The following is a 21736-nucleotide window of genomic DNA, read 5'->3' on the forward strand; positions in this document are numbered from 1 at the left end:
ACTACTCAAGGACCTTTGGGCAGCCATGAGCGCCAAAGGTCCCTTTTGTGTGCGGGGCCGGTTCCCGCCGGCCCGCTCTGAGTGAATGACCTGTGAGCCGGGCCCGGAGTGCGAGGACGCGCCCCGGGTGTGGATCCCGACGCGGTTCTTCCCCGCTCCGCCGCCGAGCCCCCAGCCAGGAGCCCGGCCGCACGGAGCACGTCCCCTCAGGCGTGGGGACGGGGCACGCCGCGCCGGTGCCGGCTGCCCCCCACCGGGCGCGTACCGCTCACGAGGCGGCGCGTCCCGACCAGCAAGGATCGACCATGGCGTCCAGCCTGACGAAGGACTCGCCGAGTTCCGGCGAGAAGACCTTCTTCGGCCACCCCCGCGGTATGGCCACCCTGTTCATGACGGAGATGTGGGAGCGCTTCTCCTTCTACGGGATGCGCGCCATCCTCACCCTGTACTTGGTGGCCGCCGTGCTCGACGGCCCCCTGGAGGGCCGGGAGGCGCTCGCCGCCTCCATCTACGGTGTCTACAATGCCGTCGTCTACATGGCCGCGATGCCCGGCGGCTGGGTCGCCGACCGTCTCTGGGGAGCCCGCAAGGCCGTCCTGGTCGGTGGGATCATCATCGCCCTGGGCCACTTCGCGCTCGCGCTGCCGAGTGACATCACGTTCTTCTTCGGCCTGGCGCTGATCGCCGTCGGTACGGGCCTGCTGAAGCCGAACATCTCGGCGATGGTGGGCGGTCTCTACGAGGGCCGGACGAGCGCACGCCGCGACGCCGGCTTCACCCTCTTCTACATGGCGATCAACATCGGTGGCTTCGCCGCCCCGCTGCTGGTCGGCTACCTCGGCGAGCACGTCAACTGGCACCTCGGCTTCGGTGTCGCCGGTGTCGGTATGACCCTCGCCGTCATCCAGTACGTCCTCGGCTCCAAGCACCTCGGCGACATCGGCAAGCTGCCCGCGAAGCCCATCTCCCCCGAGGAGCGGCGGCGTACGCTGCGCAAGGTGGCCCTGTGGTCCGGCATCGCAGTTGCCGCGCTGCTGATCGACCTGGCGCTGGGCACGTACGACATCGAGCACATCGTCAACGTCCTGGCCGTGCTGGGCGTCGTCGTGCCGATCGTCTACTTCATCACCATCTTCCGTGACCCGGCGCTGACGGCGGAGGACCGCCCGAAGATCAAGGCGTACGTGTGGTTCTTCATCACCGCCGTGCTCTTCTGGATGATCTATGACCAGTCCGGTTCGCTGCTGACGATCTTCGCGGACAACAAGACGGACCGATTCATCGGCGGCTGGGAGTTTCCGGCCTCGTGGCTGCAGTCGGTCAACCCGGCGCTGGTCATCATCCTGGCCCCGCTCTTCGCCACGCTCTGGGTCAAGCTGGCCACGCGCAACCGTGAGCCCAGCACCCCGATGAAGTTCGCCCTGGCGATGCTCCTCATCGGCGGCTCCTTCGGCATCATGGGCCTGGCGGGCGCCGCCGCGGCCAACAGCGACACGGGCAAGGTCACCGTGTTCTGGCTGCTCGCGGTCTACCTGGCGCAGACCATGGGTGAGATGTGCCTCTCCCCGGTCGGTCTGTCCCTCTCCACAAAGCTGGCGCCGAAGATGTTCGTCGGCCAGATCATGGGTCTGTGGTTCCTGGCCACGTCGACCGGCAACGCCCTGAACGGCTGGACCACGAAGCTCAACGCTCCGCTGGGCGACGCCGCGTACTACACGCTGCAGGCGGTCGTGGCGGTGGCCGCGGGTGTCGCCTTCATGGTGGCGGGCCGCAAGATCCGCGCCCTGATGGGCGGCGTGAAGTAACTCCCCGCAGGGGAACGAACGGCAGCGGGTCCGCACGAGAAGCTCTCGTGCGGACCCGCTGCCATTTGCCGTCGGCCGATGTTTCCGGGTCTCGACTACTTCTTGGTCTCGACCTTGACGCTGCGCAGGAAGCTGCTGAACCCGCACTTCACCGAGGACTTCTCGCCCGGCTTCTTCCAGTCGCCGAACACCGTCCACGGGATGGTGTGCTCGGCGCCCCGGCCGCGCACGACGTCGCAAACGAGCACGGCGCGGTGCTTCTTGACCGCCTTCCCCTTGGACGACTTCTTGCAGGACGACGTCGAGACCGGACGACCCAGCGAGAGGCTGGGCGTGGCCTTGCAGGTGTACTTCGCACCGGCCGCCGCGGCGGGTGCCGCGGTGGCGAGCGACAGTCCGGACGTCATCAGCAGGCCGGCGAGCACGCCCGTCGCAGCCTTCTTCCCCCAGGTCACCTTCATGATGTTCCTTTTCTCCAGCGGTGCTGCGCGGGCAGGTGGTCAAGCCTGCCGGTGAGCGCCGCACGCAGATCCTTCCCTTCGCTCCTGCGAAGAGACCCCTGAGGAACCTAGCCTTTTCGATCTTGTTCTAGCAAGGCGGGGCGGGTGATCCGAACTAGTTCTGCGCCTGGGCCGAGGGTGGTCAGCGTATGCCGCGCAGCTTCCGCCACGGGGTGAACGTGAACACCGCCCCGCCCAGCAGGACCGCCGTACCGGCGACCAGGCCGAGCGCTCTCAGCGCGCCGCCGTCCTCGGCGCCGGTGGCGGCCAGGCCGCCGCGCGAGTCCGCGCCGCCGCCGGACGCACCTTGCTGACGGCACATCAGGTCGGGCGCTCAAGGTACGCCCGGGGCCTGATGGAGGGAACACAAAGAGCGCGCCGATCGGGCGCGCTCTTTTCGGTGCGGTGATGCGATGCGGGTGAGAGGGGCGGGGAGCTAGGCGGGAGCGGCGAGCTCCGCCCAGACGGTCTTGCCCGTGGCGTCCGGCGTGCGCAGCACGCCCCAGTCGAGGCAGAGGCGCTGCACGATGAACATGCCGTGACCCCCGGGCCGGCCCGCGCGGTGCGGTGTTCGGGGTGCGGGCTGCCCGGCGCCCCGGTCGACGACCTCCACCCGCAGCCCCTTGGGGGTGCGGCCGATCCGGAGCTCCTCGGGGCCCTCCGCGTGCAGGCAGGCGTTGGTCACCAGTTCGGAGACGACCAGCAGGACGTCCTCGGCGGCGGCTCTGCGGTCCGCGGTGGACGCCGGGAGCCAGCCCCAGTCGTGCAGCGCCTGCCGGGCGAAGTCCCGGGCCGTCGGAACGATGCCGCTGGCCTGCGCGAGCGAGAGCGTGCGCCACTGCCGCTCGGCCGGGGCGGGCGAGGCTGCGCCCGCTTCGTCCGGCTCGCGACCGAGGTCGCCCGGCGGATGCTGCCGGGTGGTGCTCATCAGCGCTTCACCTCACCGATTTACCATGTCGCCATGTCGCCGTTGAACGGATAGTGATCAATTACCGAGTCTGCCGGAGCCCTTGCGGGGCGCCGCCGGGGTCTCTCCTGCCCTGCCATGTCGCAACAACACCCACTTGAGGCACACGATCGCACGACACTGCCGACATCAGGGATGTCCGCGGCCGCACAGCCGTGCCGGGTCAGGTGGCCAGGGCCTCTTCGAGCGTGGCGTGGACGGTGAAGACCGCCTCCGCGCCGGTGATCTCGAACACCCTCGCCACGACGGGCAGCATTCCGGCCAGGTGGACGCCGCCTCCGGCCGCCTCCGCCTTGAGGCGGGCGCCGAGCAGCACGTTCAGCCCGGTGGAATCACAGAAATCCAGGCGGGAGCAGTCGACCACCAGGCGTGACCGCCCCTGCTCGACCGCACTCTCCAGAGGCTCGCGCAGCAGATCCGCGGTGTGGTGATCGAGCTCACCCACCGGGGTCACTACCTCGCTGCGCCCCTCGGTCCGGGCCTCGACCTGAAGCCGACCCCGGTTCGCACTGCCGACCGTCCCGCGGTCCATGCCTGTCCTCTTCGCCGTTCGTCACTGTGCGCGTCACTGCCTGTGCGGCTGTATGCATAGCTGCCGCCGACGTGCGTAAAACAGTACGCGTTCCGCACGCAACACGGTAGTCGGAGACCTCAACAAACCGGACATATAGCGGCAATTGGCGCTTGTCACTGCTGGTCAAGACCGGGTATGGGTAGAGGGACACCAGAAATGCGACCGGCTTTGGAGGCGCCGCTTCACCGCAGGAACACGTATGGGCATCGGCAGCCATATGCCGAGAACGATGGAGGAGAACCATGTCACCCCGGCTCGACGTAGCGCGTACCCAGAACGCGTCGTCGGCATGTCCTCAGGGACCGACCAATTCCGACTCCCCCGCCGCGAGCGCCGTCCCCGGCCCGCGCGCCGGCACCACCGGTAGCACCACCAGCACCACCTCAGACTTCTTCGGCGCTCCCGGCGCGGGCCTCGAAGGGCTTCCCGAGATCCCGCCCTACGCCGAAGTGGGCGCTCTGGACGCCAGGGCCCTGTCGAAGACGCTCTTCGAGCGGCTGGAGTCCCTCGAAGAGGGCACCCACGAGTACAGCTACGTCCGCAACACCCTCGTCGAGCTGAACCTCGCGCTCGTCAAGTTCGCCGCCTCCCGGTTCCGCTCCCGCAGCGAGCCGATGGAGGACATCGTCCAGGTCGGCACCATCGGCCTGATCAAGGCGATCGACCGGTTCGAGCTGAGCCGCGGTGTGGAGTTCCCGACCTTCGCGATGCCGACGATCGTCGGCGAGATCAAGCGCTTCTTCCGTGACACCAGCTGGTCCGTGCGCGTACCGCGCCGGCTCCAGGAGCTGCGGCTCGACCTGGCGAAGGCGGGCGACGAGCTCGCCCAGCAGCTGGACCGCGCGCCCACGGTGGCGGAGCTGTCCGAGCGTCTGGGCATCACCCCGGACGAGGTCGTCGAGGGCATGTCCGCGAGCAACGCGTACACCGCGAGCTCGCTGGACGCCAAGCCCGAGGAGGACGACGGCGAGGGCGCCCTCGCGGACCGCATCGGCTACGAGGACCACGGGCTCGAAGGCATCGAGTACGTCGAGTCGCTGAAGCCGATGATCGCCGCGCTGCCCGCCCGGGACCGGATGATCCTCTCGCTCCGCTTCGTCAGCAACATGACGCAGTCGGAGATCGGCGAGGAGCTGAACATCTCGCAGATGCACGTCTCCCGGCTGCTCTCCCGCACGCTGACCAAGCTCCGCAAGGGTCTGACCCTGGAGGAGTGACCCGCCCCGCCCGGCCCGCCGCCCCGCCACGGGGCTCCCGGGGGCCGTGGAGCACGGCGGAAGGACCCGCCCCGGATCACCGGGAGCGGGTCCTTCCGCGTGGCTGGCGGGGCGCTCCGCGGGCAGCGGGGCACGGGCCCCGTACGACGCTCCGCCCGGGCGGCTCTCCGGTGGCTACACCACCCGCTGCCCGCTCCGCCACACCGCGCTGACCAGCGGGACGCCCGGGCGGTAGGCGAGGTGGACGTGGCTCGGGGCGTCGAGGAGGACCAGGTCGGCGCGGGCGCCGGGGGTGATCCGGCCGATGTCGGTACGGCGCAGGGCCGCGGCCCCGCCCGCGGTGGCCGACCAGATCGCCTCGTCCGGGGTCATCCCCATGTCGCGTACGGCCAGCGCGATGCAGAACGGCATGGACGAGGTGAACGACGAGCCGGGGTTGCAGTCCGTGGAGAGCGCGACGGTGGCGCCGGCGTCGAGGAGGCGTCGGGCGTCGGGCCAGGTGGCGCGGGTGGAGAACTCCGCGCCCGGGAGCAGCGTGGCCACCGTGCCGCCCTGGCCGAGCGCGTCGACGTCCGCGTCGGTGAGGTGGGTGCAGTGGTCGGCCGACGCGGCGTCGAGCTCGACGGCGAGCTGGACACCGGGGCCGTGACTGAGCTGGTTGGCGTGGATGCGCGGGTGCAGCCCCTTGGCGCGGCCCGCCGTGAGGATGGCGCGGGCCTGGTCGCCGTCGAAGGCTCCCTGCTCGCAGAACACGTCGATCCAGCGGGCGTGCGGGGCGCAGGCCTCCAGCATCGGGCCCGTGACCAGGTCGACGTACCCGGCGGGGTCGTCGGCGTAGTCGGGGGACACGATGTGGGCGCCGAGGTAGGTGACCTCGTCGGTGTGACGGCCCGCGATGCGCAGGGCGCGGGCCTCGTCCTCGACGGTGAGGCCGTAGCCGGACTTGGTCTCGAAGGTGGTGGTGCCCTGGCGCAGGGCCTCGGCGAGGTAGCGGGCGACGTTGGCGGACAGCTCCTCGTCGGTGGCGGCCCGGGTGGCGGCGACGGTGGTGCGGATGCCGCCCGCGCGGTAGGGCCGGCCGGACATGCGGGCGTTGAACTCCTGGGTGCGGTCGCCCGCGAAGACCAGGTGGGAGTGGGAGTCGACGAAGCCCGGGACCACGGCGCGGCCCGCCGCGTCGAGGACGTTGTCAGTGGCGGGTGCTTCGCTGGATTCACCGGTCCAGACGATGCGGTCGCCCTCGATGACGACGGCCGCGTCCTGGATCAGGCCCAGGGGGGTCCCGTTGCCGAGGGAGGGGTCGTTGGTGACCAGGCTGGCGATGTGGGTGACGGCGGTGGTCGTCATCTGGAGAGTGTTCTCCTTGCGTTCCGGAGGGTCCGGGGTCAGGGGTGCAGGGCGGCCACGGCCTCGGCGAGCGCCCGGGGCACGTCCTCGATCCGGGTGTGACGGCCGTCCCGGACGATGTGCCGCCCCGCCACGACCGTGTGCCGCACATCAGCGGCGGAGGCGGCGAATACGGCGGTCTCCGCTGCCAGTCGGGGCACCGGTCCTGCCGTCCTGACGGAGTCCAGGGCGACGGTGGCCAGATCGGCGGGGGCGCCCGGCTCCAGCACGCCCGCGTCGGGGCGCCCCAGTGCGGCGTGCCCGTCGGCGGAGGCGGCTCTCAGCAGTGCGGCGGCCGTCCAGTGGCCCCGGATGTGGGTGCGCAGCCGCTCGTTCAGCTCCATCGCCCGTGCCTCTTCGAAGAGGTCGATCACGGCATGGCTGTCGCTGCCCAGCGAGAGCGGCGAGCCCGCCTTCTGGAGGGCGGTGGCGGGGCCGATGCCGTCGGCCAGGTCGCGTTCGGTGGTGGGGCACATGCAGGTGCCCGTCGCCGAGGAGCCCAGCAGCTGGATGTCGGCCTCGGTGAGGTGCGTGTTGTGGATGCCGGTGGTGCGCGGGCCGAGGACCCCGTGGTCGGCCAGCAGCCGGGTGGGGGTGCGTCCGTGGGCGGCCCGGCAGGCGTCGTTCTCCGCCGTCTGCTCGGAGAGGTGGACGTGGAGCGGGGCCTCCCGCCCCTCGGCCCACTGCGCCACGGTGGCCAGCTGGTCCGCCGGGACCGCCCGGACGGAGTGGATCGCCGCGCCGATCAGCGTGTGGTCGTCGCCCTTGAGGAGGGAGGCGCGCTCGGCCCAGGCCTCGGCCGTGGTGTCGGAGAAGCGCAGCTGGTGCCGGTTGGGCCGCTCGCCGAATCCGGCGGCGAGATAGGCGGTGTCCAGCAGGGTGATCCGGATCCCGGCCTCGGCGGCGGCCGCGATGAGCGCCTCGCCCATGGCGTTCGGGTTGGCGTAGGGGGTGCCGCCGGGGGCGTGGTGCAGATAGTGGAATTCGCCGACGGAGGTGATGCCGGCCAGGGCCATTTCGGCGTACGTGGCGCGGGCCAGGTCGAAGTAGGTGTCCGGGGTGAGCTTGGCCGCCGTGCGGTACATCAGCTCGCGCCAGGTCCAGAAGGTGCCCGAGCCGACCTGGACGGTGGCGCGCAGGGCCCGGTGGAAGGCGTGGGAGTGGGTGTTGGCGAGGCCGGGGAGGGTCAGGCCGCGCAGCGCGGTCGCGCCGGGCGGCGGTGTCTGGACCCCGGTCCTGATCCCGGCGATGCGGCCGTCTGCGACGTCCAGGGCGACGCCCGGCTCGACGTGTGTGCCGAGCCAGGCGTGGTCCATCCAGTAGGTCGCGGTGACGGGCGCGCCCGCCGTCCGTTGTGTCAGCTGCACGCGAGACCTTCCAGTACGTCGGCGAGTGCCTCGACCCCGGCCGTGCAGTCGTTCTCGGCGGCGTGCTCGGCGGGTGAGTGCGAGATGCCGGTGGGGTTCCGTACGAAGAGCATGGCGGTGGGCACCGAGGCGGACAAAATACCCGCATCGTGGCCCGCGCCGGTGCCGAGGACGGGCACCGGCCGCTCCGTGTCGCCGGCGCCTTCGAGGATCTTGGCCAGCTCGTCGCGCAGGGCGTGCCCGAACTCGACCACGGGCGTGAACGATTCGCGCACGACGTCGAGGTCGATCCCGGCCCGCTCGGCGTACTCCCGGGCGGCCCGCTCGACGCCGGTGACGACGGCGTCCAGGGTGGCCTGGTCGGCGGCGCGGGAGTCGAGCCAGCCACGGACGAGGGAGGGGATGGCGTTGACTCCGTTGGGCTCGACCGCGATCTTGCCGAACGTGGCGAGCGCGCCCGTCAGTTCGGCCTCGCGGCGGGCGGCGAGCACGGTCTCGGCGTACGTGAGCATCGGGTCGCGGCGGTCGACGAGCCGGGTGGTGCCCGCGTGGTTGGCCTCGCCCCGGAAGTCGAACCGCCAGCGGCCGTGCGGCCAGATGGCGGAGGCGATGCCGACGGGGTCGCCGGTCAGGTCGAGGGCACGGCCCTGCTCGACGTGGAGCTCGACGAAGGAGCCGATCCGGGCGAGCCGTTCCGGGTCGGGGCCGATGGTCCCGGGGTCGTAGCCGGCCGCCTCCATGGCGGCGGGCAAGGCGGTCCCGTCCGCGTCCCGGAGGCGGTGGGCGTCGGCGACGGTGAGCTGTCCGGCGGCGAGCCGGGACCCGACGCAGGCCAGTCCGAAGCGGGCGCCCTCCTCGTCGCCGAAGTTGGTGACGGCCAGCGGCCGGGTGAACTCCACTCCCCTGCGGTGGAGTTCGTCGAACGCGGCGAAGGAGGACACCACGCCGAGCGGGCCGTCGAAGGCCCCGCCGTCCGGGACGGAGTCCAGATGGGAGCCGGTGACGACGGCGTCCCCGGCCAGGGGGTCGCCGAGCCAGGCCCACTGGTTGCCGTTGCGGTCGGTCTCGTACGCGAGCCCGCGCGCCTCGGCCTGCGCACGGAACCAGGCCCGGCAGTCGAGGTCGGCCGCCGACCAGGCGTAGCGCCGGTAGCCGCCGCTGTCGGGGTGGCGCCCGACGGGAGCCAGCTCCCGCCACATCGAGAGGAAGGAGTCACCGGCACGCCACGGCTGCCGTCCCGGACCGGGAGCGGTGGGCCCGGCCGCACCGGCCGGGCCCTGCCCCGAGGTGCCCGTGGGCATCAGTTGTCCTCCGTCATGGGTACGCGTACGCCCTTGTCCGCGGCGACGGACTCCGCGATGTCGTAGCCGGCGTCGACGTGACGGATGACGCCCATGCCGGGGTCGTTCGTCAGGACGCGGCGGATCTTCTCGCCCGCCAGCTTCGTGCCGTCCGCGACGGAGACCTGCCCCGCGTGGATGGAGCGGCCCATGCCGACGCCGCCGCCGTGGTGGAGGGAGACCCAGGAGGCGCCGGAGGCGACGTTGACCATGGCGTTGAGCAGCGGCCAGTCGGCGATGGCGTCGGAACCGTCGAGCATGGCCTCGGTCTCGCGGTACGGGGAGGCGACCGAGCCGCAGTCGAGGTGGTCGCGGCCGATGGCCAGCGGAGCGGCCAGTTCGCCGCTCGCGACCATGTCGTTGAAGCGCTCGCCGGCCTTGTCGCGCTCGCCGTAGCCGAGCCAGCAGATACGGGCGGGCAGACCCTGGAAGTGGACGCGCTCGCCGGCCATCTTGATCCAGCGGTGCAGCGACTCGTTCTCCGGGAAGAGGTCCAGGATCGCCTTGTCCGTCTTGTGGATGTCGGATGCCTCGCCGGAGAGGGCCGCCCACCGGAAGGGGCCCTTGCCCTCGCAGAAGAGGGGGCGGATGTAGGCGGGGACGAAGCCGGGGAAGTCGAAGGCGCGGTCGTAGCCGGCGAGCCGGGCCTCGCCGCGGATGGAGTTGCCGTAGTCGAAGACCTCGGCGCCGGCGTCCATGAAGCCGACCATGGCCTCGACGTGGCGGGCCATCGACTCGCGGGCGCGCTGCGTGAAGTCGGCGGGCTTCTCGGCGGCGAGGCCGGCCATGTCGTCGAAGTCGACGCCGAGCGGCAGATAGGCCAGCGGGTCGTGGGCGCTGGTCTGGTCGGTGACGATGTCGACCGGCGCGCCCTCGGCGAGCATCCGGGGCAGCAGCTCGGCCGCGTTGCCGAGGAGGCCGATGGAGAGCGGGCGGCGGGCGTCGCGGGCCTCGACGGCGAGCTGGAGGGCGTGCTCCAGGCTGTCGGCCTTCACATCCAGGTAGCGGTGCTCGATGCGGCGTTCGATGGCGCGCGGGTCGCAGTCGATGCAGATCGCGACGCCGTCGTTCATGGTGACGGCGAGGGGCTGGGCGCCGCCCATGCCGCCGAGACCGGCGGTCAGGGTGATCGTCCCGGCCAGCGTCCCGCCGAACTTCTTCGCGGCGACGGCGGCGAAGGTCTCGTAGGTGCCCTGGAGGATGCCCTGGGTGCCGATGTAGATCCAGGACCCGGCGGTCATCTGGCCGTACATGGTCAGGCCCAGCTGCTCCAGGCGGCGGAACTCCTCCCAGGTGGCCCAGTCACCGACCAGGTTGGAGTTGGCGATGAGCACGCGCGGGGCCCACTCGTGGGTCTGCATGACGCCGACCGGCCGCCCGGACTGGACGAGCATCGTCTCGTCCTGCTTGAGCGTCCGCAGCGTGCGGACCATCGCGTCGAACGAGCGCCAGTCGCGGGCCGCCTTGCCGGTGCCGCCGTAGACGACGAGCTTGTCGGGGTGCTCGGCGACCTCGGGGTCGAGGTTGTTCTGCAGCATGCGCAGGGCGGCTTCCTGCTGCCATCCCAGGGCGGTCAGTGCGCTGCCGCGCGGTGCCCGTACGGGGCGGGGTCCTGACATGGCGGTGCCTCCTCGCGACGGTGGAAATCTATTCACATCCTGCTTCTCTGAATAGTCGTAGTCAACAGGTGCGGTTGGCGTCGCGACCGGGAAGGCGTGTTCCCTGTCCCGTCCCAGCGGCCGCCCCGGAGACACCGATGAGCACTCCCGCCCCGCCCGCAGGCGCCCAGCCGCACGCGAAGGACGGCGGATCGCCGCCGCTCAAGCGCGCGCTGGGCCCCAAGCTGCTGATCCTCTTCGTCATCGGCGACATCCTCGGCACCGGCATCTACGCCACCACCGGAGACGTGGCGGGCAAGATCGGCGGCGCGCTCTGGCTGCCGTTCGCGATCGGCTTCGCCGTAGCCCTGCTGACGGCGGCCTCGTACGTGGAGCTGGTCGGCAAGTACCCGAAGGCCGCCGGGGCCGCGCTCTACACCCAGAAGGCGTTCAAGGTCCCCTTCCTGACCTTCGTCGTGGCGTTCATGGTCATGTGCTCGGGCCTCTCCTCGGCGAGCGCGGCGGCGCGGGCGTTCAGCGGCGACTATCTGGGCGAGTTCACCGAAGCGGTGCCGCCGACGCTGATCGCGGTCCTGTTCATCCTCGCCCTGGCCGCGATCAACCTGCGCGGCGTCGCCGAGTCCGTCAAGGCGAACGTCGTCCTGACCCTGGTCGAGGTCAGCGGGCTCGCGGTGATCCTCGCGATCGGCGCGTACGCCGTGTTCAGCGGCGAGGGCGAACCCTCCCGGCTGACCCAGATCGAGACCGGCGGCACCGGATACGCCCTGGTCACCGGCGTCCTCGGCGCCACCGCGCTCGGCTTCTTCGCCTTCGTGGGCTTCGAGGACTCGGTCAACATGGCCGAGGAGACCAAGAACCCGGCCCGCAACTTCCCCCGCGCCATCTTCATCGGCGTGGGCGTCACCGGCACCATCTACGTCCTGGTCGCCCTGATCTCCTCGCTCCTGGTCGACTCCCGGACCCTGTCGGGATCGAGCGGCCCGCTGCTGGAGGTGGTGAAGGCCGGAGGCGTCGATTTCCCGCCGAAACTCTTCGCGCTGATCGCCCTGTTCGCCGTCACCAACTCGGCGCTGATCAACATCATGATGGCCTCCCGGCTCTGCTACGGCATGGCCAACGAGCGCATCCTGCCGCCCACGATGGGCAAGGTGCTGTCCGGCCGGCGCACCCCCTGGGTCGGGATCGTCTTCGTCTCCGCCCTGGCGATCGGCCTGGTCTCCACCGGCGAGATCGAGGGCCTCGGCGACACCACCTCGTTCCTGCTGCTCTGCGTCTTCGCCGTGGTCAACATCGCCGTACTGGTGCTGCGCGGGGACCCGGTGGACCACCACCACTTCCGAACGCCGACGGCGCTGCCGGTGCTCGGCGCGCTCACCTCGCTGATCCTGGCGAGCCCGCTCGCCGACCGGGGCTCCGACGTGTACGTACGAGCCGGAGTCCTGCTGCTCATCGGGATCGGGCTCTGGGGGCTCAACAAGGTGGTCATGACCGCCCGCGACAGGTCCGGCGCCGACCACTCCTGACCAGGCGTCACCGCACCGGTCGGCCACCACATTTCAGCCGCTCCTTTACACCCCGGAGGGCATGTACCAAAGGAAAATGCCAGAACCTCCACCAGTCGTAAGCACGTTGCGTAGCCTCTGCGTTACAGCCGTACGCCACGTCGGGAGGGGAAATCCGCGTGCCCGGAATCGACGAGTGCCTGCTCGAAGTCATGAGGCTGCCCGGCGCCCGGGGCGCCTCGGTGGTCGACTGGACGAGCGGTCTCGCCCTCGGCACCATCGGGGACTCCCCCAACGGCGACCACGAGGCGACCGCCGCCGAGACGGCGGAGGTCGCCCGGATGACCGCCGAACAGCCCGCCTTCGCGCGCCTCGGCGCGGAAGGCGAACGGCCCACGGAGGCACCGAGCACCCCCGTGGAGGACGTCATCGTCACCACCCACGACGGATACCACATGCTCCGATTCGTGGAGACGGCATTCGACAGCAGTGTCTTCCTGCATCTGTGGCTGGACCGCTCGGCGGGCAATCTCGCGCTCGCCCGGAGACGGCTCGGCGAACTGGCCGAGCAACTGGTGCTGGCATGAGCGCGATAGCCGCCGACCCCGACGCACCGGAGACGGACCGGCTCCCGGTCCTCTCCCCGATGCTCCAGCGTCTGGCCGCCGAGCGCGCCACCGGCGCCCTGATGCGCGACCGAGGCACGCTCTACCTCGCCGACGGCCAGGTGGTGCATGCCGAGAGCCCCGCCACCCCCGGCATCGACGTCCTGCTCACCACCGGCGGGACCCTGCGACACGAGGGCTGGTGGGACGCCGTGGCGCAGGCCGGGGCAGGCAACCGGGTCGGCCGCTATCTCGTGGACAGCGGCCATGTTCCGGGCGGCGCACTGGAGTTGTGCCATCTGGGCGCGCTGTACGACGCCGCGTTCTTCGCGCTCGCCCCGACCGGGACGCCCGCCCGCTTCCGTTACGGAGTGGCGCACTGGATCGGTCCGGTGCGGCCCGTCCCGGTCGCCGCCGTGGAGCGCGAGACGCTGCGCAGACGGGAGTTCCTGGACCGCATCTGGCCCGACCCCGCCTGCGACAGCGCCCCGCTCCTGCGCACGGCGCACCGGGCCGACGCCCAGGTCCCGGCCCGGCAGCGCCGGCTCCTGGAGCTGGTCGACGGGGTCCGTACGGCCTCGGACATCGCGCAGGCGCTGGGCCGTTCGGCGTTCCACGTCCTGGTCGACCTGCGGCGTCTCGCGGCGGCCGGCCTGGTGGAGGCGGTCCGCGCCCAGCCTCTGCCGGCCGCCGCGGCCCCCGGTCGGATCACGCTCCCCGAGGTGACGGCCGACCCCGATATCGCCCTGCTGCGCCGACTCCGAGACGCATTGGAGGCCCTGTGATACGCGCGCTCAGACAGCGTGCCGGGAGGAGACAGCTGATGGTGCCCGAGGCCGAAGTGCGAGATGTCCTCGACGAGCTCCAGCGGTTACGCGCCCGGGTCCCGCTGCTCTCCGGAGCGCTGGCCGCCTCCACCGACGGGCTCGTCCTGGCCCACGACACCCCGGGCGTCGAGGCGGAGGGCGTCGCCGCCCTCACCGCCGCCGCCCTCGGCGTCTCCATCCGGATGACCGACGCCACCGGCCGGGGCGCCTTCCGGGAACTGCTGGTCCGCGGCGGCAACGGCTACATCGCCACCTACGCCGCGGGCTCCTCCGCCGTCCTGACCCTGCTGGCCGAGGACCGCATCAACGTCGGCCGGCTCCATCTGGAGGGCCGCCGCGCGGGTGCCCGGATCGGCGAACTCGTCGACACCGCGCTGGAGCGCGTCGAGCGCCCCGCCGCCGCGGCCACCCGTGCCGCCCCGCCACGCCCCGCCACCGCACCCAACCGCGCCCTGCCGCAACGCCCCACGTAACGCGCCCTCGCGCAGCGGTCGCTCACATCCCCCCACCCGTACCGCCACACCCACCGGGACTCGGCCATCACGCAGAAGCCCGCGCACCAGCCCGCACGGAAACCGGCCCAGCGGCCGGCACAGAAACGGACCCGGTCACCGCGACCGGCCAGGGAAAGGAAACGAGCCTCCATGGCGAACACCGAAGCGTCACTGAAGGAAGCGATGAGCTCGATCGAGGGCACCACCGGTGTCGCCCTCGTCGACTACACGAGCGGCATGGCCCTGGGCACGCTCGGCGGCGGGAAGGACTTCAACCTGGAGGTCGCCGCCGCGGGCAACACCGACGTCATCCGCGCCAAGCTCCGCACCATGGAGCACCTGGGGATCAAGGAGGAGATCGAGGACATCCTCATCACCCTGGGCACCCAGTACCACCTGATCCGGCTGCTCAAGACCCGTGGCGGCAACGGCCTGTTCCTCTACCTGGTGCTGGACTCGAGCCGGGCGAACCTGGCCATGGCCCGCCACCAGCTGAAGCGGATCGAGGCGGAGCTGGAGGTCTGACGCGTTGGGGCGGCGCGGGGCCGGCCTCACTCCACGAACAGGCCGCGCGCCGCCGCCCGTACGTCGAACTCCTCCAACCGCGCCTGGGCGTCGGGGAGTCCGTCGCACATCGCCTCCAGCAGCACCCGGCCGAGCAGCATCGGCGCACAGACGGTGTCGAAGGAGAGCCCGGAGCCGATCGCCGCCGGGAGCAGCAGATCGCTGTGCTTGGCGACGGGCGCGAACGCGGAGTCGGCGACCGTCACGACGGTCAGCCCCTGGTCCCGGGCGTACGCGAGCGCGTCCACGCTCTCCTTGGGGTGGCGCGGCAGCGCGAAGCACATCAGGGCGGTGGCCCCGGCCCGGCGGGCGGAGTCGATCCGGTCGGCCAGCATGCTGCCGCCCTCGTCGAGCACCCGGACGTCGGGGTGCACCTTGGCGGCGAAGTAGCCGAAGCCGCGCGCCTGCGAGGAGGCGGCGCGCAGCCCGAGCACCGGCAGCGGCCGGGAGCCGGCGAGCAGCAGCCCGGCCCGCTCGACGGGCGCGGGATCGGCGAGCACGTCGGAGAGGTGCTGGAGGTTCTCGATCTCGGCGCGGACGGCCTGCTGGTACTCGTTGTACCGCTCCCCGGTCTCCTCCCGCTCCAGGTCGGCGGGCGCGACCTCGCGCAGATGCCTGCGCAGCGCCGGATAGCCGTCGAAGCCGAGGGCGACGGCGAAGCGGGTGACGGAGGGCTGGCTGACCCCGGCCAGCTCGGCCAGCTCGACGCTGGAGAGGAACGGCGCGTCGGCGGCCCGGCGGACCATGCAGTGCGCGATGCGCCGCTGGGTGGGCGTGAGCCGTTGGCCCTCGAAAAGCCGCTGCAACCGCGCGGCGGGGCTGCTCCCGCTCATGGTGTCCCCTTGTTGGATCCGTCGCGCCCGACCGGCGCCGATCATTCTATTCAGCCAGGAAGGTTGCTGTATGTCCATATGCAGGAGCTGGTCGGGAGGAGACCGCGGGAGACCCTGGTGGGGGGGTAGCCCCACGGAATTCGGGGGCTAGCCCTACTGTCACGGGGACCTGGACTCCGTACCGTCATCCGCATGGAAGCCCGTGACCACGAGCTCAAGAAGGAGCTCGCCGCCACCCTCCAGGCCCGCGGCGAGCTGGGTGCGGAGTACGAGTCCGTGCTCATCGAATCGTTCCTGGAGAAGGTCGAGCAGCGCCTCGACACCACGCTCGACCGCCGGGTCCGCCGCCAGCTCGCCGAGCAGCAGATGACCAGCGCCCGGGGCGCGCGTCCGGCACAGCCGGAGACCTTCGGGGAGCGGCACGCCCTGGGGATCGTCTCGCTGATCCTCGCCGTCCCGCTGTCCGCGATCGGCGTCGTGAACGCCGGGATCGAGGGGCTGGTGGTGGCCTGGCTCGGCATCGTCGGCGTCAACGCGTTCCAGGCGGCGCGGGGCGGGGGGCTGTTCCGCCGCCGGGACGAACGGACGTCGTCCGACTGGAGGGACTGAGCCTGACGGAGAGGCTGAGAGGGGCCGAGCCCGAAGGTCATGTCGCGGGGACCGCCGCACCCCCGGTTGCCCGGGGGGCGGGACGACGGCGGCCCCCGCGAGGGACGCGGTCCGGGTCAGGGCCGGTAGCCCGCGTCCGGGCGACGGTGGAGGTCCGGGAGCCGCTCCGTAGTCCGGTGTCGCCGTTCTGGGTGCCGGCGGGTTTCCCTGCCGACACCCACCAATGTGCCGGAGCCGTGTTAAGCGGGTGCTGCGCGGACGTGACGCGCTCGTACCGTTTTCGCGAAGACCCGCGCCCTGCGCGAGGACCCCGCGCCGGACCCCCGCAAGGCCCGCGCCCGGCTTCCCGTGGCCCCGCTCCGTCAGGCCTTCGCCGTCCCCGCGTCCTTGGCGAGGAACGCCAGCAGGTCCTGCCGGCTCACGACGCCCTTGGGCTTGCCCTCGACGAGCACGATCGCTGCGTCGGCCCCCTCCGCGCCGCTGAGCACGGCCATCAGGTCCTCGACCGGTTCGCCGGAGCCGACCTGCGGAAGCGGGGCCGACATGTGCTTCTCCAGCGGGTCGGCCAGCGAGGCACGCTGGGTGAACAGCGCGTCCAGCAGCTGCCGTTCCACGACGGAGCCGATGACCTCGGCGGCCATCACGTCCGGATGGCCGGCGCCCGGCTTCACGATCGGCATCTGGGAGACGCCGTACTCGCGCAGCACCTCGATGGCCTCGCCGACCGTCTCCTCCGGGTGCATGTGGACGAGGGAGGGCATCGGGCCCTCCTTGAAGTCCAGGACCGCGCCGACGTTGGCGGAGGTGCCGGTGTCCTCCAGGAAGCCGTAGTCGGCCATCCACTCGTCGTTGAAGATCTTGCTCAGGTAGCCGCGCCCGCTGTCGGGGAGCAGCACCACGACGACATCGTCGGGGCCGAGCCGCTTGGCGACCTCCAGAGCGCCGACGACCGCCATACCGCAGGAGCCGCCGACGAGCAGCCCCTCCTCCTTGGCGAGGCGGCGGGTCATCTGGAAGGAGTCCTTGTCGGACACCGCGACGATCTCGTCCGTCACGTCGCGGTCGTAGGCGCTCGGCCAGAAGTCCTCGCCGACACCCTCGACCAGATACGGCCGCCCGGAGCCGCCGGAGTACACCGAGCCCTCCGGGTCGGCGCCGACGACCTGGACCGCGCCGTCGCTGATCTCCTTGAGGTAGCGGCCGGTACCGCTGATGGTGCCGCCGGTGCCCACGCCCGCGACGAAGTGGGTGATCTTCCCCTCCGTCTGCTCCCACAGCTCGGGACCGGTGGTCTCGTAGTGCGAGCGCGGGTTGTTCGGGTTGGAGTACTGGTCGGGCTTCCAGGCGCCCGGCGTCTCGGTGACCAGCCGGTCGGAGACGTTGTAGTACGAGTCCGGGTGCTCGGGGTCAACGGCGGTGGGGCAGACGACGACCTCGGCGCCGTACGCCCGCAGCACGTTGATCTTGTCCGTGGACACCTTGTCCGGGCAGACGAAGATGCACTTGTAGCCCTTCTGCTGCGCGACGATGGCGAGGCCGACGCCGGTGTTGCCGCTGGTCGGCTCGACGATCGTGCCGCCGGGCTTCAGCTCCCCGCTCTGCTCGGCCGCCTCGATCATGCGCAGCGCGATGCGGTCCTTCACGGACCCGCCGGGGTTGAAGTACTCGACCTTGGCCAGGACGGTCGCCTGGATACCTGCCGTGACGTTGCGCAGCCTCACCAGCGGGGTGTTGCCGACAAGACTGATCATCGAATCGTGGAATTGCACCGTGTACTCCGGGATCTCCGAGATGGTCCGGCCCAGAGTATGCGTACGGGACGCACTGTGCGTACGGGAAGGAGTACACGGAGCCCCGAGCGGGGCAAGTAGGTACGTGTACGGCTGTACGGCGAGAAGGAGGTGGACCGGACTGTGTCGAGAGCAAGGGTGGCACGGCGGATCGCGGCGGGCGCGGCTTACGGCGGTGGCAGCATCGGGTTGATCGGTGCGGCCGCCGTGGGCGTGTTCCTGGCGGAGGTCCAGCTCGCGAAGAGGCAGGTCGGCAGCGGGACGGCGCCGGTTCCGCCGAGCGCGGACGGGCGGTACGGAGTGGCGTTCGCCGGGCCGAACGACGCGATGCGGCTCGGGATGCTCGGGGATTCGACGGCCGCGGGCCAGGGGGTGCGGCGGGCCGGGCAGACCCCGGGCGCCCTGCTGGCCTCGGGTCTCGCGGCGGTGGCCGAGCGGCCGGTGGACCTGCGGAACGTGGCCCTGCCCGGGGCCCGGTCGGACGACCTGGATCGGCAGGTGTCGCTGCTGCTCACGGATCCGGCGCGGGTCCCGGACGTCTGCGTGATCATGATCGGGGCGAACGACGTCACCCACCGGATGCCCGCGACCCAGTCGGTGCGCTGTCTGACGACGGCGGTGCGCAGGCTGCGGACGGCGGGGGCGGAGGTGGTCGTCGGGACCTGCCCGGACCTGGGGACGATCGAGCCGGTCTACCAGCCGCTGCGCTGGCTGGCCCGGCGGGTGAGCCGGCAGCTGGCGGCGGCGCAGACGATCGGTGTGGTCGAGCAGGGCGGGCGCACGGTGTCGCTGGGCGACCTGCTGGGCCCCGAGTTCGCGGCGAACCCGCGTGAGCTGTTCGGCCCGGACAACTACCACCCCTCCGCCGAGGGGTACGCCACGGCGGCCATGGCGGTGCTGCCCACGCTCTGCGCGGTGCTGGGCCTGTGGCCGGAGACCGACCGGCTGGACGGCGCACGGCGCGAGGACATCCTCCCGGTGGCGAAGGCCGCCTCCAAGGCCGCCCGCGAGGCCGGTACGGAGGTCACGGGGGCGCGCGCGCCCTGGGCCCTCCTCAAGCACCGCAGGCGGCGGCGTCTGCCCGCCTCCACGGAACCCACCCCGCAGGCCCACCCGGACGCCGCCCACAGGCACGCGTAGCGGGTGGCGCCCGACGGCAGGCCGTGCTGAGCAAGCGCTTAGAAAAGAGTCCCGCATCACACGGCCTGCCGGGTGACCCCGGCGATACGTCCGGGTAACTTCCAGAGGAGTTCCGCCTTTCCACCCCGACGTGCAGCCGTACAGCCTCCCAGCCCGTACAGCCTTCCAGCCCCTTGGAGCCGCGTGATGCCCGAAGCCGTGATCGTCTCTGCCGCCCGTTCGCCGATCGGCCGCGCCTTCAAGGGGTCCCTGAAGGACCTGCGCGCGGACGACCTGACCGCCACGATCATCCAGACCGCGCTGGCCAAGGTTCCCGAGCTGGACCCGAAGGACATCGACGACCTGATGCTGGGCTGCGGTCTGCCCGGCGGCGAGCAGGGCAACAACCTGGGCCGCATCATCGCCGTACAGATGGGGATGGACCATCTCCCCGGCTGTACGGTCACCCGCTACTGCTCCTCCTCGCTGCAGACCAGCCGGATGGCGCTGCACGCGATCAAGGCGGGCGAGGGCGACGTCTTCATCTCGGCCGGTGTCGAGATGGTGTCCCGCTTCACCAAGGGCAACTCCGACAGCCTGCCGGACACGCACAATCCGCTGTTCGCCGAGGCCGAGGCCCGCACCGCCGCCCGCGCCGAGGAGTCCGGCGCGAGCTGGCACGACCCGCGCGAGGACGGCCTCGTCCCGGACGCGTACATCTCGATGGGGCAGACGGCGGAGAACCTGGCCCGGGCCAAGGGCGTCACCCGTCAGGACATGGACGAGTTCGGCGTACGGTCGCAGAACCTCGCCGAGGAAGCCCTGAAGAACGGCTTCTGGGAGCGGGAGATCACCCCGGTCACCACCCCCGACGGCACGGTCGTCTCCAAGGACGACGGCCCGCGCGCGGGCGTCACGCTGGAGGGCGTGCAGGGCCTGAAGCCGGTCTTCCGCCCCGACGGCCTCGTCACCGCGGGCAACTGCTGCCCGCTCAACGACGGCGCGGCCGCCCTGGTGATCATGTCCGACACCAAGGCGCGCGAGCTGGGCCTGACCCCGCTGGCCCGGATCGTCTCCACCGGCGTCTCCGGCCTCTCCCCCGAGATCATGGGCTACGGCCCGGTCGAGGCCAGCAAGCAGGCGCTGAAGCGGGCCGGCCTGACCATCGACGACATCGACCTCGCCGAGATCAACGAGGCGTTCGCCGCCCAGGTCATCCCCTCCTACCGGGACCTCGGTCTGCCGCTGGACAAGGTCAACGTCAACGGCGGCGCGATCGCGGTCGGCCACCCCTTCGGCATGACGGGCGCCCGCATCACCGGCACGCTGATCAACAGCCTCCAGTTCCACGACAAGCAGTTCGGCCTGGAGACCATGTGCGTGGGCGGCGGCCAGGGCATGGCGATGGTGATCGAGCGGCTGAGCTGAGCCGCAGCGGAGGCGAAGCCCAGCGCGGCCACCAGCACGAGCGGCTGGGCCGACCCCACCGAGCCCCGACCGTGACCGAATCTCCCCCAGGATGTGATCTGCGTCCCGGGGGAGAGTCGTTTCCGCAGGTCAAGCCGGTTTGAGGCTGAACATCGGACCGAAAGACCTGTCCATTTCGTGACGTAATGCACTGACAGCACGTACCGGTACAGGCCAAGCTGATGTAGGAAGTCGGGGGTATCGATTGAGACCGGGAGTATGTCAGTGAGCGCCATGTCATTTGCCCTGTTGCTGACCACCGCCGCTGCCACGGCCGTCGGCGCCGCCGCACTGCACGCCGCTCACGGGCTGCGCAAGCAGGTCGTGGCGCTGCGTACGGAGCTGGCCGCGAGCCACGTTCCCGGCGCCTCGGTGCCACCGCAGAGCCGCAGTACGGCCACGCCCGCCGAGGAGATACGCGCGGCCGTCGCCGACGCGCTCGCCGAGGAGCGGGAGCGCGAGCTGGCAGAGGCGCGCGCCTTCTGGGCGGCCCAGGAGGCCCGTGACGCCGCCGACGCCCCGTCCCTGCTGGGCGGCCTGCCCGGCCTGGGCGACGACGCCCCGTACTACCTGCCCCGGCAGGCCGACTTCGCCGGCCTGGAGTCGATGGACCTGGAGGCGGCCGAGGCGATGGAGGAGCTCGTCGAGCTGAGCGAGCGGACCCTCGCGGAGCACGAGGTCGGTGAGCTGACCGATCTGCCGGCGGAGCTGTCGACGGACCTGGCGACCGGACTTCCGGAGACCTCCGAGTTCCCCGAGGACTCCCCCGAGCTGGCCGCCGCCCGCCGCCGCCACCCCTCGCACCCGGACTTCGTCCCCGTACAGACGCCGGTGGTCACCGACCACGAGCGCACCGTGAACCGACTGGAGGAGCTGGCCGACACCGCCACCGAGCTGACCGATGTGCGGCCCGGTCCGCTGGGCACGCTCGATGTGTACGTCTTCGCCGACGGCACCACGCTCTGCATGACGCCGGGCCACCGCGAGACCGCCGAGCGGCTCGCGGACGCGCTGCGGGCGGGCCGGCAGCCGGTGCTGCTGGGCGGCTCGGGCGTCTCGGGCGCCTATGCGCTGACCTTCTCCTGCGGCGAGGACAACGTGTACATCCTCGCCGACCGCGTCATCGCCTCGTTCTGACCGCCGGGCGCGGG

21 protein-coding genes are annotated in these 21736 nt (G+C 71.5%); 11 read left to right on the forward strand and 10 right to left on the reverse strand.

All coding sequences use genetic code 11. The annotated features are described in order from the left end of the window. Window positions 1–305 precede the first annotated feature (305 nt). On the forward strand, window positions 306–1805 hold the full coding sequence (locus RNL97_RS12580; RefSeq protein ID WP_030589259.1) for a peptide MFS transporter: 1500 nt from the start codon (window positions 306–308) through the stop codon (window positions 1803–1805). A 95-nt stretch (window positions 1806–1900) separates the two neighbouring features. On the opposite strand, the gene RNL97_RS12585 is transcribed toward RNL97_RS12580, so the two are convergent. From RNL97_RS12585 to RNL97_RS12600, 4 genes are all read right to left on the reverse strand, one after another. Further along, window positions 1901–2266 (reverse strand): hypothetical protein, encoded by a 366-nt coding sequence (locus RNL97_RS12585; protein WP_030710299.1) that lies wholly within the window; start codon window positions 2264–2266, stop codon window positions 1901–1903. A gap of 181 nt (window positions 2267–2447) precedes the next feature. Beyond that, window positions 2448–2627 carry a hypothetical protein gene (locus RNL97_RS12590; RefSeq protein ID WP_030589253.1) on the reverse strand — a complete coding sequence of 60 codons (180 nt, stop codon included), beginning with the start codon at window positions 2625–2627 and terminating at the stop codon, window positions 2448–2450. A 114-nt stretch (window positions 2628–2741) separates the two neighbouring features. Continuing rightward, window positions 2742–3233, reverse strand: a complete 492-nt coding sequence (locus tag RNL97_RS12595) for an ATP-binding protein (RefSeq protein WP_030589250.1) — start codon at window positions 3231–3233, stop codon at window positions 2742–2744. 202 nt (window positions 3234–3435) lie between these two features. Further along, complete coding sequence (locus tag RNL97_RS12600) at window positions 3436–3804, reverse strand: STAS domain-containing protein (RefSeq protein ID WP_030589247.1); 369 nt, start codon at window positions 3802–3804, stop codon at window positions 3436–3438. A gap of 284 nt (window positions 3805–4088) precedes the next feature. On the opposite strand from RNL97_RS12600, the gene RNL97_RS12605 reads away from it, so the two are divergent. Continuing rightward, complete coding sequence (locus RNL97_RS12605; protein ID WP_030589244.1) at window positions 4089–5063, forward strand: RNA polymerase sigma factor SigF; 975 nt, start codon at window positions 4089–4091, stop codon at window positions 5061–5063. A 174-nt stretch (window positions 5064–5237) separates the two neighbouring features. On the opposite strand, the gene hutI is transcribed toward RNL97_RS12605, so the two are convergent. The 4 genes from hutI to hutU are packed head-to-tail and all read right to left on the reverse strand — an operon-like array spanning window position 5238 to window position 10775. Beyond that, the gene (gene hutI, locus RNL97_RS12610; RefSeq protein ID WP_030589241.1) at window positions 5238–6410 is read right to left on the reverse strand and encodes an imidazolonepropionase; all 1173 of its coding nucleotides are present in this window, start codon (window positions 6408–6410) and stop codon (window positions 5238–5240) included. 38 nt (window positions 6411–6448) lie between these two features. Beyond that, a complete protein-coding gene (locus RNL97_RS12615) occupies window positions 6449–7816 on the reverse strand; it encodes a formimidoylglutamate deiminase (protein ID WP_030589237.1) in 1368 nt (455 codons plus the stop codon). Next, window positions 7807–9117 (reverse strand): allantoate amidohydrolase, encoded by a 1311-nt coding sequence (locus RNL97_RS12620; protein ID WP_313750704.1) that lies wholly within the window; start codon window positions 9115–9117, stop codon window positions 7807–7809. The genes RNL97_RS12615 and RNL97_RS12620 overlap by 10 nt, the downstream gene beginning before the upstream one ends. Further along, on the reverse strand, window positions 9117–10775 hold the full coding sequence (gene hutU, locus RNL97_RS12625) for a urocanate hydratase (RefSeq protein WP_243314176.1): 1659 nt from the start codon (window positions 10773–10775) through the stop codon (window positions 9117–9119). Before hutU ends, RNL97_RS12620 begins: the two co-directional genes overlap by 1 nt. A gap of 137 nt (window positions 10776–10912) precedes the next feature. Here hutU and RNL97_RS12630 point away from each other — a divergent pair, with 137 nt between their 5' ends. The 5 genes from RNL97_RS12630 to RNL97_RS12650 all read left to right on the forward strand — a co-directional run bounded on the left by RNL97_RS12630 (window position 10913) and on the right by RNL97_RS12650 (window position 14728). After that, window positions 10913–12298 (forward strand): APC family permease, encoded by a 1386-nt coding sequence (locus tag RNL97_RS12630; RefSeq protein ID WP_030589229.1) that lies wholly within the window; start codon window positions 10913–10915, stop codon window positions 12296–12298. Window positions 12299–12456: 158 nt separating this feature from the next. Then, entirely contained in the window at window positions 12457–12864 is a 408-nt protein-coding gene (locus RNL97_RS12635; RefSeq protein WP_030589226.1) for a hypothetical protein, read from the forward strand. Next, window positions 12861–13667, forward strand: coding sequence for a helix-turn-helix domain-containing protein (locus RNL97_RS12640; protein WP_030589224.1), 807 nt, complete (start codon window positions 12861–12863; stop codon window positions 13665–13667). The genes RNL97_RS12635 and RNL97_RS12640 overlap by 4 nt, the downstream gene beginning before the upstream one ends. 38 nt (window positions 13668–13705) lie before the next feature. Next, window positions 13706–14182 carry a roadblock/LC7 domain-containing protein gene (locus RNL97_RS12645; RefSeq protein WP_030589222.1) on the forward strand — a complete coding sequence of 159 codons (477 nt, stop codon included), beginning with the start codon at window positions 13706–13708 and terminating at the stop codon, window positions 14180–14182. Between the two features lie 171 nt (window positions 14183–14353). Beyond that, window positions 14354–14728: a roadblock/LC7 domain-containing protein gene (locus RNL97_RS12650; protein ID WP_030589220.1), complete on the forward strand. Its 375-nt coding sequence runs from the start codon at window positions 14354–14356 to the stop codon at window positions 14726–14728. Window positions 14729–14754: 26 nt separating this feature from the next. Here the strand turns inward: RNL97_RS12650 and RNL97_RS12655 are convergent, their stop codons facing one another. Beyond that, window positions 14755–15600 carry a MurR/RpiR family transcriptional regulator gene (locus RNL97_RS12655; protein WP_313750705.1) on the reverse strand — a complete coding sequence of 282 codons (846 nt, stop codon included), beginning with the start codon at window positions 15598–15600 and terminating at the stop codon, window positions 14755–14757. Window positions 15601–15792: 192 nt separating this feature from the next. On the opposite strand from RNL97_RS12655, the gene RNL97_RS12660 reads away from it, so the two are divergent. Beyond that, window positions 15793–16209 carry a hypothetical protein gene (locus RNL97_RS12660; RefSeq protein WP_030589203.1) on the forward strand — a complete coding sequence of 139 codons (417 nt, stop codon included), beginning with the start codon at window positions 15793–15795 and terminating at the stop codon, window positions 16207–16209. Between the two features lie 362 nt (window positions 16210–16571). Here RNL97_RS12660 and RNL97_RS12665 read toward each other — a convergent pair whose 3' ends face one another. Continuing rightward, window positions 16572–17978 (reverse strand): cystathionine beta-synthase, encoded by a 1407-nt coding sequence (locus RNL97_RS12665; RefSeq protein ID WP_243314179.1) that lies wholly within the window; start codon window positions 17976–17978, stop codon window positions 16572–16574. A 159-nt stretch (window positions 17979–18137) separates the two neighbouring features. Here RNL97_RS12665 and RNL97_RS12670 point away from each other — a divergent pair, with 159 nt between their 5' ends. The 3 genes from RNL97_RS12670 to RNL97_RS12680 all read left to right on the forward strand — a co-directional run bounded on the left by RNL97_RS12670 (window position 18138) and on the right by RNL97_RS12680 (window position 21722). Then, window positions 18138–19139 carry an SGNH/GDSL hydrolase family protein gene (locus tag RNL97_RS12670; protein ID WP_243316307.1) on the forward strand — a complete coding sequence of 334 codons (1002 nt, stop codon included), beginning with the start codon at window positions 18138–18140 and terminating at the stop codon, window positions 19137–19139. 186 nt (window positions 19140–19325) lie between these two features. Beyond that, window positions 19326–20546: an acetyl-CoA C-acetyltransferase gene (locus tag RNL97_RS12675; protein WP_010059854.1), complete on the forward strand. Its 1221-nt coding sequence runs from the start codon at window positions 19326–19328 to the stop codon at window positions 20544–20546. Window positions 20547–20834: 288 nt separating this feature from the next. Continuing rightward, a complete protein-coding gene (locus RNL97_RS12680; RefSeq protein ID WP_030589195.1) occupies window positions 20835–21722 on the forward strand; it encodes a hypothetical protein in 888 nt (295 codons plus the stop codon). Window positions 21723–21736 lie beyond the last annotated feature (14 nt).

Origin of the sequence: Streptomyces parvus (assembly GCF_032121415.1) — a bacterium.
Taxonomy (GTDB): Bacteria; Actinomycetota; Actinomycetes; order Streptomycetales; family Streptomycetaceae; genus Streptomyces; species Streptomyces globisporus_A.